We start from the raw sequence: 14,491 nt of genomic DNA, 5'->3' as shown, positions 1-14,491 counted from the left end.
TGTTTAAAAAGAAAAGCCCTTAAAACTTAATTTAAGGGCTTTTAGTATAATGTGTTGATTGCTTATTTACTTGCAATCATTGAAATCTCTACGTTTACATTACGTGGTAATTTTACCACTTGAATACACTCTCTTGCTGGAGCAGTTTCGATAGTGAAGAAGCTTCCGTAAACCTCGTTTACTTTAGCAAAGTCGTTCATATCAGTTAAGAAAATAGTTGACTTTACAACGTTTTCAAAAGTAAATCCAGCTGCTTCAAGAATCGCTTCTAAGTTTGCCATTACTTGTTTTGCTTCGTCTTCAATTCCTGTTGTAACCAGCGTTTCTGTTGCTTGGTTAAAAGGAATCTGACCAGAGATAAAAAGTAAATCACCTACCATTACCGAGTGGTTGTATGGTCCGATTGGTGCTGGAGCTTTGTCTGAGTTTATAATCTTTTTCATCTTGTAAATATTTTCTTATTTGGTTTATTATCTATAAATCTTGTCTGGTGCTTTTCTCTTTTCCCACTTGATGTCGCTCAACATTGAAGAACGAATACCGATGAAGAATCCCCAACTTTGGTAAGGTCCAATTGGAACCCAAGAGAAGTCCATACGCCAGCTCATTAAGTCTCTTTCAAATCGCAACTGTGTAAATGTTACACCTTTTTGAACGAAGTCATAACCAGTTGAAACTCCAACTCTCCACTTAGGAGTTAATTCTACGTTTCCTGAAACCATCACTGAATTGTTTACGATTTCATTTTGACGAGACGAGTTGTTGTACGTTAACGAGTAAGCGAACGTTAAGTCCCACGGTAGTTTAGCGTTGAAGAAACCAGCAAAATCTCTTTCTTCATCTTGATCGCCAAGCATACTCTTTCTGTTGTCTCCTAACTCCATTGAACGACCAAATAAATCATCCGGACGTCCACCGTTGTCAACTGAGTTTTGGTTGTCTTTTGCAGAACCACCAAACATTGCATCTTGACTTGACATTGACCAGTTAACAGTCATATTCGCACTTGTTAATCTGAATAAACTACCACCGTTGTTGATGTTGTATGTGTCAATACGACGGTTGTTGTTGTCAAGTGCATAGGGGTCTAACGTTGCTCCGAAGTTAATCTGCATTTTCTCTTTGAAAAGAGAAGTACCAGCACTAACACGCATTGGAGACCATTTTAACGAGTCGGCAGACATATTATAACTTGTAGAGAAGTTTAAGCTGTTTAACAACATTACTTTCTTCGCTTCTCCTTTTTCGTTTTCGTCATCTCTAACTTTCGCTTCAAAGGTGTTACTCAATCCGAAGTTCATCATATTTGACATTGTCTTACCAGGTGCGCCAAAAATACCTCCTTGGAATCGGGTGTATTCTTGCATTGTCTGTCCTGTTGCATCAATTGCGTAAGTGTCGTAATACTTTTCAAAGCTCGGTGTGTATGAGTAACCAACACTTGGACGCATTACGTGGCGAATAGCCTGTAGTTTTGCGTCTTTACTGAAGTTAAACGTACCGTAAATAGTAGTTCCGATGCTTGCGTTAAAGTTATACGTTCTATAACTGTCAAAACCATTAACGCGGATATCTTCAACCTTGTTCTTTTCTGGATTGTATTCCTTTTTAATTGTGTTGAAATACCAAACCTCGTTGAAAGCACCCCCTGCAGAAACAGAGAAATATTTAAACAACTTAAAGTTTGTAGAAATTGGAATACTGTGTTGGAACCCGGTGTTTAAACTATCAAACATTTCTCTTTTAAAGAAGAAATCTTCGTGTGTTCTAACACGGTTTTCTCCACGAACAGAGTATGTAAGGTTTAAGTTCTTAATAAGTCCTTTTTTAGCTCCAAACTTCGGTGCGAAAGGGAACACACGGTCCACGTTCACTTGTAAAGTTGGAAGGGTCATATTAATCTCCTTAGTATTTGTCGATTGTGAGTGCGTAGCCGTTAACGACATATTCACTTGTGGCACACCTTCAAACGTACGTTGGTAGCTGATAGAAGAACTCATAGTGTTGTTCATAGAAGCCCCCACGTTATACGTGTTGTTTGACTGTCTGAAGTACTGGCTACTACCTAAGTTTACCGAAGCAGAGAAACGTGAACTTGGATTAGCTTTACTATCCTGGTTGTGGTTCCACTGAATATTGTACATTTTACTTGATGAGTAATCAGGTAGTCCTTTTTCAGAGAAGATATTGTTTTCATACCTCACTAAAACACGGCCATTGTACTTATATCGTTGAGCGTATGAACTGTTTAAACGAAGTCCCCAGCTTCCGTTGGTGTAGTAATCTCCTAAAACGTTTAAATCTACCTTATCGCTAATAGCAAAGTAGTACCCCCCGTTTTGAATATAGTATCCTTGTTGGTTGGTATCCCCGAAACTTGGAATGATAAATCCAGATTCAGCTTTCTCCGACATAGGGAAAAATGCGAATGGCAATCCAAGAGGAGTAGGTACGTCAGCAATAACCATATTGGTTACCCCTGTAATAACCTTTTTACCAGGTACAAGTTTAATCTTTCTTGTTTTGAAGTAATATTCAGGATCGTCAAGGTCTTTAGCAGTAGTAAAGATAACGTCCTTCATAAAGTAAACAGAGTCGTTTTCTTTCTTTGTAATTTCAGACTTAATTCTAAATTCCCCTTGTGAAGTACGCGACTTCCATACCAAGGCTTTTTTGGTTTTAGAGTTAAAGCGGATAGAATCAGGCTCAACGATTTGGTCTCCTTGTTTAAACACAGGAAACTGGTGCATATTACCCACACTGTCTTTGATACCCCCAGCAGATATTTCGCTTGTTTCGTAATTGAAAACAATCTTACCCGCTGTAAGTTCGAAGTCTTGGTATTTTACTTCCGCCTCGTTATATAAAGTGATTTCTTTCTTCTTTAAGTCAAGTTTTTCATAGTCCTTAGCCTTTCTATAGACCATATCCTCTAAAAGAGGCTTCTCTTTAGGCGTTAAAGTGTCAGTTTTGACATCTTTTTTCGGATCTTTTTTTGCCTCATTTTTAGGCACAGACGTAGTTGCTGTAGCGTCCTTAGTTGTTGCTACAGAGTCTTTTGGAGTAGAGGAATTAACCGGTACGTATTTTTTATTAAATTCTTGTGCAGTGCTTTTTTGAGAGAAAATGGCACTAAAAGTGAATAAAATAAAAACGATATTAAAAATATTTGTTCGCAAACCTATATATATGCTATTTTTGTAAAACTAAGCTCGTTTTTTAAAACGTGTCAAACTTACATATATTTTTTCTGAAAAATGTAATTTTTATTCAAATTATAAAACATTATAAATATCAATTTTATGAATTGCAGTCGTTCTAAACTGTTCGCATTACTAACATTTTTATTAGTTTGTTTTTCTGTATCAGCACAGAAAGGCCAAAAGTTTAAAGTTGTATTAGACCCTGGTCACGGGGGGCAAGATACAGGTACAAATCACAAGAAGAATGTTGAGAAAGACATCGTTCTTGCTGTGGCATTGGAAGTAGGGAAGATTTTAGAAAAACAATTGGATATTGATGTGTACTACACGCGTAAAACAGACGTGTTTGTACCAGTTAGAGAAAGATCGGTATTAGCCAATAAAAATAACGGTAATGTATTCGTATCTATTCACTGTAATGGGGTAAACTCAGAAGCAGCGTCAGGAACGGAAACTTTCGTAATGGGTTTAAGTAAAAACAAATCTAACCTTGACGTAGCAAAAACGGAGAACTCGGTTATTATGATGGAGGACGACTATAAGACGAAGTACGCAGGATTTGATCCATCATCTCCAGAGTCTATTATCGGGTTGACGTTAATCCAAGAAGACTACATCCACCAAAGTATTGATTTGGCAGGAAGAGTACAAGACGGGTTTACAAACGACTTAAAGAGAAAAAACAGAGGAGTGAAGCAAGGGCCGTTCTGGGTATTACACGGAGCGTTTATGCCAAGTATCCTTATTGAGTTAGGATTCGTATCTAACCCGGCTGAGGGAGCTTACCTTTCTTCATCAAAGGGTCAAAAAGAGTTAGCTTCTTCAATTGCAAAGGGAATTATGGCTTATAAAGCAGCATATTACGGTGGAGGAAGTGTAATTGTAGCAGATAAAACTGATGTAACACCAAGTAAATCTACGACAACTACGACTGCAACTACTACTAAGAATAATTCTAAAAATAGTACTGCAAGTACAAAAAATAACAAGAATGTCGAATTTAAAGTGCAAATTGCAGCGAGTGCGAAGGTATTAGCTTTAAAACCACAGAATTTTGGTGGGCTAAAGGGGGTTACTATGCAGAAGTCAGGTAAGTTAAACAAGTATTTCTACGGTAGTACAAGCGATCATGCAACAGCTAAAAAACTAATGCAAGAAGCTAAATCAAAAGGACATAAATCAGCATTCATCGTCGCTTATAAAAACGGAAAGTCTGTAAGCGTAGAAGAAGCTTTAAAATAATATCGATTGCGTAAAGAATAAAAGTTTATTTTTGCGTGTATTAAAAAGAACAAGTTTTGAAAATATCAAAAGAAATTAAGACAGCTATTTTAGTATTAGGGGCAATTGCACTATTTATTTGGGGATATTCTTTCTTAAAAGGAAGTAACATTTTCGATAACAGTACTAAATACTATGTGGAGTATGACAATGTAGAAGGCTTAACAATGTCTTCTAATGTTACAATCAACGGTTTAGTAGTTGGTAAAGTCTCTAAAATCAGTTTAGACAACAAAACAGGGAAACTAAATGTAGAGTTATTAATGACTCAAAAAGTAGATATTGCTAAAAGCAGCGTTGCTACAATCTATTCACCAGGATTAATTGGAGGTAAAGCAATTATGATTAACCCTCAGTTTGGTGATTCAAACTACGCTCAGTCAGGGGACTTCATTAAAGGAGAACTACAAAAAGATATGACTGACAAGTTAACAGAAGAAATATTGCCTTTAAAAGATAAAGTAGAGGCGGTATTGGCTAATGCTAACGAAATGATCCTTGCTTTAAACAGCATTATGGATGAAAAAATGCAAGCAGACTTAAAAGGTGCGGTTCAGGAATTAAACGGAACATTAGCTGGAGCAAACAAGATGATTGCTACATCAGGACCTAAGTTAGACGGTACATTGAACAACTTGAATACAATGAGTACTAACTTTGCTGCACTATCTTCAGATTTAAAAACTTTGGATATTCAATCTACGTTTACTAAATTAGACAATGCAACTACCAATATGGATAAAATTATGGCAGATATCCAAAGCGGTAAAGGTTCAGTTGGTAAATTGTTGAAAGACGAAGAACTATACGCTAACCTTACAGGAGCATCAAAAGAATTAGAATTACTATTAGGTGATTTGAAAAACAATCCAAAACGTTATGTTCATTTCTCATTATTTGGTAAAAAGGCGACACCTTACCAAGGAAAAGAAGGAGAGACAGTAATTGTAGTGGAAGAGAATAAAGAGAATAACTAAACCAAACAACCAACAAAGATCAACTAACAATTTTTTGAAACAATTATTACTACTATGCAGTATTTAGGCCAAGTATTATTTTTACTTCTATTAGTTGTTGGTTTTGGCTTTTTCATTAAAAATATAAAGAAGCTAATCCGCAACATTAAATTAGGACGTGATATCGATCGTTCTGATAACCCAAAAGAACGCTGGAAAAATATGATTCGCGTTGCTTTAGGGCAATCGAAAATGGTTAAAAGACCTATCCCAGCAATTCTACACATCTTTGTATATGTAGGTTTTGTGATTATTAACATTGAGATGTTAGAAATCATAATAGATGGTTTATTTGGTACCCACAGAGCGTTCTCGTTCTTAGGTTCAGGATATAACTTCTTGATAGGATTCTTTGAAATACTTGCATTCCTTGTAATATTTGGAGTTGTAGTATTTTGGATCAGAAGAAATGTAATCAAGCTTAAGCGTTTTAACCAACCAGAAATGGAAGGATGGGCTAAGCGTGATGCTAACAATATTATTTACATTGAAACAATTTTAATGTGTTTCTTTTTATTAATGAATGCGGCAGATTACTTCTTACAAACGCAATCTTATACACACTATAACGAAGCAGGAGCATTCCCAATCTCAGGATTTATTAGTCCTATTTTTGACGGAATGAACCTTACTACGGTTGCTTTTATTGAGCGTTTTTGTTGGTGGGCACACATTATAGGGGTGATGTTCTTTATGAACTACCTTTATTATTCAAAACACCTACACATTTTCTTGGCGTTCCCAAACACTTATTATGCGAACTTAGAGCCACAAGGAGAATTCGACAACTTAGAGTCTGTTAAAAAAGAAGTACAGTTGATGATGGATCCGAATGCAGACCCATTTGCAGCTCCAGCAGAACCGCAAGGTGAGCCAGAGAAATTTGGTGCGCAAGATGTTATGGATTTAAACTGGGTTCAGTTGATGAACGCATACTCTTGTACAGAGTGTGGTCGTTGTACATCATCTTGTCCACAAAATATTACAGGGAAGAAATTATCTCCACGTAAGATTATGATGTCAACACGTGATCGTTTAGAAGACGTAAGTAAAATTATGGACGCTAATAATGGTCAGTTTGTAGATGACGGTAAAACGTTGTTAAACGATTATATTACAGCAGAAGAGCTTTGGGCTTGTAATACTTGTAATGCTTGTGTGGAAGAGTGTCCGATTGACATTAGTCCGTTGTCTATTATTATGGATATGAGACGTTATTTGGTAATGGAGCAAAGTGCTGCGCCAACAGAGTTAAACAATATGATGCAAAATATTGAGAACAATGGTGCACCTTGGCAGTATAACCAAATGGATCGATTAAACTGGAAAGACGAAAACTAATTAACTAACAATCATAATCCCTTAGGGAGATTATCACAATACATTCAAATATTATGTCAGAAAATTTAGTAGTGCCTACAATGGCTGAAATGATGGCAAAGGGCGAGCAACCAGAAGTTTTGTTTTGGGTTGGTTGTTCAGGGAGTTTTGACGATAGAGCAAAGAAGATTACAAAAGCATTCGTAAAAATATTAAATAAAGCAAAGGTTCCTTTTGCAGTTCTTGGTACAGAAGAAGGATGTACAGGAGACCCAGCGAAGAGAGCAGGAAACGAGTTTGCATTCCAAATGCAAGCAATGATGAATATCCAAGTTTTAGACGGATATGAAGTTAAGAAAATCGTTACTGCTTGTCCGCACTGCTTTAATACATTAAAGAATGAGTATCCTGGATTAGGAGGGAAATACGAAGTAGTACACCACACAGAGTTTCTTAAATCGCTTTTAGACGATGGAAGATTAACAATTGAAGGAGGAAACTTCAAAGGAAAGAGAATTACATTCCACGATCCTTGTTATTTAGGACGTGCGAATCAAGTTTATGAAGCACCACGTCAATTAATTGAAAAATTAGACGCAGAGCTTGTAGAAATGAAGCGTTCAAGACAGAATGGTTTTTGTTGTGGAGCTGGTGGAGCACAATTGTTCAAAGAGCCAGAACACGGTAGCAAAGAAGTTCACGTAGAACGTACAGAAGAAGCGTTAGGAACTAATGCTGAAATCATTGCTGCAGGATGTCCGTTTTGTAATACAATGTTGACAGATGGTGTTAAGTTTAAAGACAAAGAACACGAAGTAAAAGTACTTGACGTGGCAGAGTTAATTGCAAATGCAGAAGATTTATAAGAGTTATGTACATACCATTTGAAGAAATGCCTGACCATTCTCGAGTTTGGATTTATCAATCAAATCGCAAATTCTCAGATGAGGAGGTTCAAGAAATAGACAAAGTTTTAGCGGACTTTACACAAGAGTGGGCTGCTCACGCAACACCATTACAAGCATCATACACTATTAAGTATAACCGATTCATCATCCTTGCGGTTGACCAAGAAGTACACGCAGCATCTGGATGTTCAATCGACGCATCAGTTGGAATGATTCAATCATTAGAACAAAAATACGGTGTTGACTTATTAGATAAGATGAATGTTACGTATAAAACAGGAGATTTCATTGCTTTTAAAACTTTATTAGAGTTTAAAACAATGGTAAAATCTAAGTCTGTTTCTGCTAATACTATTGTTTTCAATAATTTAGTAAATGATTTAGGAGAATTCAGAGAATACTGGGAAGTACCAGCAGCTGAAAGTTGGCATTCACGCTTTTTTAAGTAGATTGTAATCTCTAAATTTACAATATCAAAATCATCATCAAATTGTTTTTTGATGGTGATTTTTTTTTGACATAATAAAACAGCTAATGAAAAAACTCACATTATTACTTCTTATGGCAGCGTCAACTGCTATGGGGCAGAAAACCGTTGACAAGGTTAGACAAACGCAATGGGTTGACAGCGTTTATAATACGCTTACTTTAGAGCAACGCATTGGTCAATTGTTTATGGTGGCGGCTTATTCAAACAAGAATGAAGCACACACACAAAGTTTAGAAAAGTTAATTACAGAACAACATATAGGGGGACTTATCTTTTTTCAAGGTGGTCCAGTGCGACAAGCGAATATGACTAATCGCTTGCAAAGTATGAGTACACTGCCTATGCTTATTGGTATTGATGGTGAATGGGGATTAAGTATGCGTTTAGATTCGACATACAAGTTTCCGTACAATATGACGCTGGGGGCAGTGCAAAACATGGATCTGATAGAAGAGTTAGGTGTTGCTATGGCAAAACAAGCGAAACGCTTAGGTTTACAGTTTAACTTTGGTCCTGTATTAGACATTAACATTAATCCGCAAAACCCTATTATCGGTGTACGTTCTTACGGAGAAACACGTGAGATAGTTACAGATAGAGCGATTGCTTTTACGAAAGGATACCAAAGCCAGAATGTATTTGCAACAGGTAAACACTTTCCTGGACACGGAGATACATCGACTGACTCACATCACAAACTACCTGTAATCAACCACGATAAAGGTAGATTAAACAAAGTAGAGTTGTGGCCATATAAGAAGATGTTTGACAACGACTTGTCAAGTGTTATGGTTGCTCACTTAAATATTCCTGCGTACGAACCAGATAGCAATGTACCAAGTTCACTATCTTATAATATCGTAACCAAGTTATTAAGAGAAGAAATGGGCTTTGAAGGGTTGATCTTTACTGATGCTTTGAATATGAAAGGGGCATCAAACTATTTGAAACCAGGGGAAGTAGACTTAGCTGCGTTTAATGCAGGAAACGATTTACTGTTGTTTTCTGAAGACGTGCCTACTGCGTTGACAAAAATTAAAGAGGCATATAGCAAAGGAGAAATCACTGAAAAGCGTTTAGCCTATTCAGTTAAGAAGATATTAGAATACAAGTTTAAGTCGAATATGACTAAGTTTGAGCCAATTAACACGACTACGTTAGTGGCAGACTTAAACGGGGCTGAATATGACGATTTAAACCAAAAGTTGTATAACGAGGCGATAACTGTTGTTAAGAATGACGATAAGTTAATCCCGTTTAAACACTTAGAAAAACAACGTATTGGGTATGTGAAGTTAGGAGATGACGATGGTAGTACGTTTTTAGAGATGTTGAAGAACTATGCAGATGTGCGAGAAGTTAATCCAACAGATTTAGATGAGATCAGTAAGTTTTCGACTATCGTGATTGGTTACCATAAAGTGGACAACCCTTGGCGTAATCACAATTTCTCAAATGAGGAGAAACAGCAGATTGCAGCTATAGCTAAGAAAACAAATACGGTATTGGTATCTTTTGCCAAGCCTTATGCTTTGTCTGGTTTGCCAACGTTTAACGGTATAAACACAGTTGTAGTTGGTTATCAGAACAACGCATTTGCACACAAAGCTGCTGCACAAGTGGTATTTGGAGCAATTGGATCAAAAGGGAAGTTACCAGTATCTATTAATAGTCAGTATGAAGTAGAAACAGGAATTAAGACTAAACCAATCCAACGTTTGGGGTTTTCAAGTCCGGCAAATGAAGGGATGGATCCAGCTGTGTTGGCACAGATTGATAGCATTGCCAAGCGTGCTATCGAGAGAGAGCTAACACCGGGGATGCAGATATTGGTTGCCAGACACGGGAATGTTGTTTATCAAAAGTCGTTTGGTTATCATACGTATGATAAAACAACAGCTGTAAAAGACACCGACTTGTATGATTTAGCATCGTTAACGAAGATATTGGGTAGTTTACCTATTTTAATTAAGATGTACGACCAACACAAGGTTACGATGGAGTCAAAGTTGGGTAATATGGTACCTGCGTTTAAAGGTACAGACAAAGCGAATATTACATTCAGAGATTTGTTGACACACCAATCTGGGTTACCAGCGTGGATTCCGTTTTACAAACGTACGTTAGATGAGAATAAGAAACCAGACGTTAGTTTGTACAGCTATTTTTACACGCCTGATTATCCTACGCAAGTATCGGAGAATTTATACATTAAAAAAGGGTACACTAACGAGATTTTAAAGCAAATAGGAGAGTCTACTTTATCAAAGAAAAAAGACTATAAATACAGTGACTTAGGGTTTATTTCGTTGAAAGAATTTATTGAAGCGAAGTATAATAGTACGTTAGACAAGGTAATTCAAGACGAGTTTTTCTTAAAAATGGGAATTACACATTTGACTTATTTACCATTGCAAAAGTTTGATATTGGAGTAATTCCACCAACGGAAGTTGACAATTACTACCGCTATACAACAGTACAAGGATACGTTCACGATATGGGAGCGGCGATGCAAGGAGGAGTAGCAGGACACGCGGGATTGTTTGGTTCGGCGTTGGATGTGGCTAAGGTAATGCAGATGTACTTGAATGAAGGGGAATATGGAGGAGAGCGTTTCTTTTCTAAATCGACATTTGACACATTTAACGACTGTGTTTATTGTGAAACTGGAAGTAGAAGAGGAATTGGTTTTGATAAACCGCAAGCAGAAGGTAAACCAGGACCAACGTGTGGTTGTGTATCTATGACAAGTTTTGGACATACTGGGTTTACAGGAACAATGGCGTGGGCAGATCCAGAGAAAGATTTAGTTTATATCTTCTTGGCCAACCGTACTTATCCGGATGCAACAACAAATAGGTTGTCTAAAGAAAACGTTAGAGAAAATATTCAGACTGTTATTTATGAGTCAATCGTGAAATAGTAGTTTACAAGTTTATAGAGAAAAGAGGAGTTAGTAATAGCTCCTCTTTTTTTGTGGTTTTAGGGTATTGTGGTAGTGTTTGTGAAATTTCCATATTTCAGAATATTTCTGATGTAATGGTAAATATGGGATTTATGATGCAAGAGTTGATTTGTGTTTATTTGGGTAGTTGGTCAATCGGTTAGGTATTAAAAAAAGGAAGAAATATAAACTTCCATATTTCAGAAGATTTCTGATGTAAAGGTAAATATGGGAATTATGACGCAAGAGTTGATTTGTGTTTATTTGACAATTAGTCACAATACTATGGACTTTAATAGTAGTAGTAAAGAAAGCAGTATAAATAGGATAAGTACCCTGTGTGAAGATGCTTAGTATAAGATTGTAAAGTCCTAATGCTTTGATTTGTGGTGTTTTGTGTTATAGGATAGTAGTATATTGTATTAAGCTAAATAACTATAAAGTAAACTTATAAGTTGATTATATGAAAATAATACCTATCTTTGCACCATACATTTATACAGTGAACTATTCAACAACAAGTATAAATGCCTATAGAAGTATAATGGAAACTTGGACTGACCAAGAAAAGATATTACAATTTTTAAAAGAGAATAGGCAAGACATCAATTCTAAGAGTAATATTTATGCTATTGCAGATTCAATTGCAGAGGAAAGTTATCAAATAGAAAGGAGTTTGCTTGCTATAGTGAATTTAGAGCCTGTTTGTTTAGATAAGTTTTTTAGACAATTAGATAATCGTGAATTTCGCATTGTGCACTTGTCCTTAAGGAAAGGTAAAACACGTTATCTAAGACTCTATGCCGTCAGGATAGACTCATCAACATACGTAATAACAGGAGGAGCAGTTAAGTTGCCTTTGCAACATCTAATGCAAGATAGAGAACATACAAGTATTGAACTGTATAAATTACAGCAGGTTAAATTGTTTTTAGAAGACAATGGCATATTTGATGAAGACTCTTTTTATGAATTTTTAAATATTTAAACAAGCATGACAAATAAAGAAAAGTTTTTAGCACTTGTATCTCCTGATGAAGGAAATACTGCAGCGTGGATTACTGAGCGTCAAGCTAATCGTGAATTGCATCGAACATCTCAAAAGATAGCGTTATTGATTCTAAAGCGATTGTCAGATTTGAATTGGAAGCAAAAAGACTTGGCTGAACGAATGAATGTTAGTCCACAACAAGTTAGTAAATGGGTGAAAGGAAAAGAGAATTTCAGAATTGAAACATTGCTTCATTTAGGAGAAGTGTTAGGAATAGCTTTGTTTCATATTCCACCTATAGCAGATGATTACAATTTAGCAGAGTCTAATGTTTCCTTGCTAAATGAAGGGGACAAAGAATAGGTATTACATCTTTAATGACCGTATATAAACAAAAAAGCATAACCGAAATGGTTATGCTTTTTCATTTGTATTATTATTTACAAGCCTTAATATATGCTTCAATAAGTTGTATTAACCCATCTTTAGAAACAGTATCGTGGTCTTCATAGTTCAATGCGCTACAGTTCATATACTTATCAAAAATTTTTTTAGCATCTTCAGGTTTTCTTGTACCGAAAGTAGCTTTATTACCTAAGTAGATAGCATTCTTTTGACCTTTGATAAACAAGTAATAATCGTTTGGAGTCTTAATATGGTGCAACACATAGTTACCATCCTTTTCAAAATCAACAAGTAAGAATTTATTTGAACCACCAAAAAGGTCTAACTCTCCATTCGAATTGTTAAGACCACCATCACTTGAAGTACTTAAACCAAGGAAACGATCATTTTGTACTCCAAATTCAACATTGTCCTTTGCTTTAAACGACATCTTTTTATTCCCTACTTTAATAGATACAGAGTTTCCATAACTTGTAAGGTCTGCAATTCCTGAGTTCTTGCTTTTGTTTTGTACAGATTCGAACTCTATAGTAACCAAACCTTCGTGTTTAACCCCTTTTTTATCAATTACATACCCTTCAATATCATAGATGTTTAATGAGTTTTGCTTGTTTTCCTCTACTTTTTGTTCGTGTTTTTCTTGTCTCTCTGCATATTTAGCATTTTTATAATCGCTAATCTGCTGCGTCATATCACCTAACTTATACCCATTAGCATAAAGTTTCGCAATAATCGCTTGGTTAGCTTTTGCAGGTTCTGTCTTATCCATAAAGTAGTTAAGGTCGTATAAATCAATTGCTTTAAAATCAAACGTATTAATTTTTACACCGTTTCGAGCATTAGTTATCCTACCTTCATCATACTTAACTGTAGCAATCTCATTTCCTTTAATATCAAAGATTGTAGCCGTATGCTTCGTGTAAACTTGTGTTTCAGATAACGTTTTAATCGTACCAATTTTCTCATCACCACGTAGTACATTACCAGTAGCAGTAATTGTAATTTTATCTTCTTTAATAAGGTTTTGTTCCTCTGTTTTTTGCTGACGACGTGTATTGTCTATTTCTTTCCACTTATCAGATATTTCTGTGTTAGCAGTTTTGAATAGCGCTTCAACATTCTCTTTATTAAAACCAGTTTCAGGAATTAAGCCTTGTGTACTGTGAAAAACAGCATTAACAAAAGTCTTCTCTCTACTCAAAGAAACAGACTTATTCAAGTTTTCAAAATCGTGAATATTACCATTCTCACCAGTTAATTGTAACCAGAACTTGTCAGAATCAGTATTATTTACTATTTCTGCCCAAAAATACATTTGCCCGTCTAAACTACTAATCTTGTAACGGAATTTCTCTCGTTCAATCTTTGCAACAGGAGTCTTGTTTACATTTATCACATTTTTTTTAATGTTGATGTCTTGTGCTTGTGTTCCAATAGCTGCTAATGCGACTAATGATGTTGTTATGTACTTGTTCATATTATGAATTTTTATCAAAAATAGAACTTTAATATTAGTGTAATAATTGTTTTTTTTACTGTAATTTTTGTTTGTTATTTATTTTGATTCTGTAATTTTTTATTTACTCAATAATTTATTGACTTTTATTGTCGAAAGTTTATACACTTTTAAAGTTTTGCTAATTGTAAAAAAGTATCTTTTTCTTCAGATAGCCTCAAAAAAGGCTTTAATAGCGATGAATAGGGGTATTTGTCAGATAAAACGTTCAACGATATTTAGGATAAACCGGGGTATTGACAACTATTTAGTGTTAAAAAAAAGTATGTATTGTGTGAAATACCATCAGAATGATAAAGTCTGCCCATCACAGGCGTAGTGCGTTCTAAATTAGCGTGTAAGTTTAAATAAAATCGCTTACTATAAAGAGTGATAATGTTAAATGTGAGCATAAAAATTAAAGTACTTCTATAATT

Annotated in this window: 11 protein-coding genes; 8 read left to right on the top strand and 3 right to left on the bottom strand. The window is 35.6% G+C overall.

The features are described 5' to 3' along the window. Nucleotides 1-62: 62 nt before the first annotated feature. Nucleotides 63-443, bottom strand: coding sequence for a RidA family protein (locus AABL81_RS00880; protein WP_341340120.1), 381 nt, complete (start codon nt 441-443; stop codon nt 63-65). Nucleotides 444-470: 27 nt separating this feature from the next. After that, on the bottom strand, nt 471-3,179 hold the full coding sequence (locus AABL81_RS00875) for a putative LPS assembly protein LptD (protein WP_341340119.1): 2,709 nt from the start codon (nt 3,177-3,179) through the stop codon (nt 471-473). A gap of 123 nt (nt 3,180-3,302) precedes the next feature. Here AABL81_RS00875 and AABL81_RS00870 point away from each other — a divergent pair, with 123 nt between their 5' ends. The 8 genes from AABL81_RS00870 to AABL81_RS00835 all read left to right on the top strand — a co-directional run bounded on the left by AABL81_RS00870 (nt 3,303) and on the right by AABL81_RS00835 (nt 12,517). Beyond that, complete coding sequence (locus AABL81_RS00870; RefSeq protein WP_341340118.1) at nt 3,303-4,445, top strand: N-acetylmuramoyl-L-alanine amidase; 1,143 nt, start codon at nt 3,303-3,305, stop codon at nt 4,443-4,445. A gap of 56 nt (nt 4,446-4,501) precedes the next feature. Then, complete coding sequence (locus tag AABL81_RS00865) at nt 4,502-5,461, top strand: MlaD family protein (protein WP_341340117.1); 960 nt, start codon at nt 4,502-4,504, stop codon at nt 5,459-5,461. 54 nt (nt 5,462-5,515) lie between these two features. After that, the gene (locus AABL81_RS00860) at nt 5,516-6,841 is read left to right on the top strand and encodes a (Fe-S)-binding protein (RefSeq protein ID WP_341340116.1); all 1,326 of its coding nucleotides are present in this window, start codon (nt 5,516-5,518) and stop codon (nt 6,839-6,841) included. A gap of 53 nt (nt 6,842-6,894) precedes the next feature. Beyond that, nucleotides 6,895-7,686, top strand: a complete 792-nt coding sequence (locus AABL81_RS00855) for a (Fe-S)-binding protein (RefSeq protein WP_158210676.1) — start codon at nt 6,895-6,897, stop codon at nt 7,684-7,686. A gap of 5 nt (nt 7,687-7,691) precedes the next feature. After that, entirely contained in the window at nt 7,692-8,177 is a 486-nt protein-coding gene (locus tag AABL81_RS00850; RefSeq protein ID WP_090406056.1) for an ABC transporter ATPase, read from the top strand. A gap of 85 nt (nt 8,178-8,262) precedes the next feature. Next, the gene (locus tag AABL81_RS00845) at nt 8,263-11,142 is read left to right on the top strand and encodes a glycoside hydrolase family 3 N-terminal domain-containing protein (RefSeq protein WP_341340115.1); all 2,880 of its coding nucleotides are present in this window, start codon (nt 8,263-8,265) and stop codon (nt 11,140-11,142) included. A 523-nt stretch (nt 11,143-11,665) separates the two neighbouring features. Continuing rightward, nucleotides 11,666-12,151: a hypothetical protein gene (locus tag AABL81_RS00840; protein WP_341340114.1), complete on the top strand. Its 486-nt coding sequence runs from the start codon at nt 11,666-11,668 to the stop codon at nt 12,149-12,151. Between the two features lie 6 nt (nt 12,152-12,157). Next, nucleotides 12,158-12,517, top strand: coding sequence for a helix-turn-helix transcriptional regulator (locus tag AABL81_RS00835; protein WP_341340113.1), 360 nt, complete (start codon nt 12,158-12,160; stop codon nt 12,515-12,517). 73 nt (nt 12,518-12,590) lie between these two features. Here AABL81_RS00835 and AABL81_RS00830 read toward each other — a convergent pair whose 3' ends face one another. Further along, nucleotides 12,591-14,036: a hypothetical protein gene (locus tag AABL81_RS00830; RefSeq protein ID WP_341340112.1), complete on the bottom strand. Its 1,446-nt coding sequence runs from the start codon at nt 14,034-14,036 to the stop codon at nt 12,591-12,593. Between the last annotated feature and the right edge of the window lie 455 nt (nt 14,037-14,491).

Source organism: Myroides sp. C1519 (genome assembly GCF_038039755.1).
In the GTDB taxonomy this organism is placed as follows: domain Bacteria; phylum Bacteroidota; class Bacteroidia; order Flavobacteriales; family Flavobacteriaceae; genus Flavobacterium; species Flavobacterium phaeum_A.
Note: the sequence above shows the minus strand (reverse complement) of the source record. Positions and strands in the feature narration are given on the sequence as shown.

Excerpts from the sequence above, each read along its gene's own strand:
- AABL81_RS00830 (WP_341340112.1), bottom strand. The coding sequence starts at position 14,036 with ATGAACAAGTACATAACAACATCATTAGTCGCATTAGCAGCTATTGGA.
- AABL81_RS00845 (WP_341340115.1), top strand. The coding sequence starts at position 8,263 with ATGAAAAAACTCACATTATTACTTCTTATGGCAGCGTCAACTGCTATG.
- AABL81_RS00870 (WP_341340118.1), top strand. The coding sequence starts at position 3,303 with ATGAATTGCAGTCGTTCTAAACTGTTCGCATTACTAACATTTTTATTA.
- AABL81_RS00855 (WP_158210676.1), top strand. The coding sequence starts at position 6,895 with ATGTCAGAAAATTTAGTAGTGCCTACAATGGCTGAAATGATGGCAAAG.
- AABL81_RS00860 (WP_341340116.1), top strand. The coding sequence starts at position 5,516 with ATGCAGTATTTAGGCCAAGTATTATTTTTACTTCTATTAGTTGTTGGT.
- AABL81_RS00880 (WP_341340120.1), bottom strand. The coding sequence starts at position 443 with ATGAAAAAGATTATAAACTCAGACAAAGCTCCAGCACCAATCGGACCA.
- AABL81_RS00850 (WP_090406056.1), top strand. The coding sequence starts at position 7,692 with ATGTACATACCATTTGAAGAAATGCCTGACCATTCTCGAGTTTGGATT.
- AABL81_RS00835 (WP_341340113.1), top strand. The coding sequence starts at position 12,158 with ATGACAAATAAAGAAAAGTTTTTAGCACTTGTATCTCCTGATGAAGGA.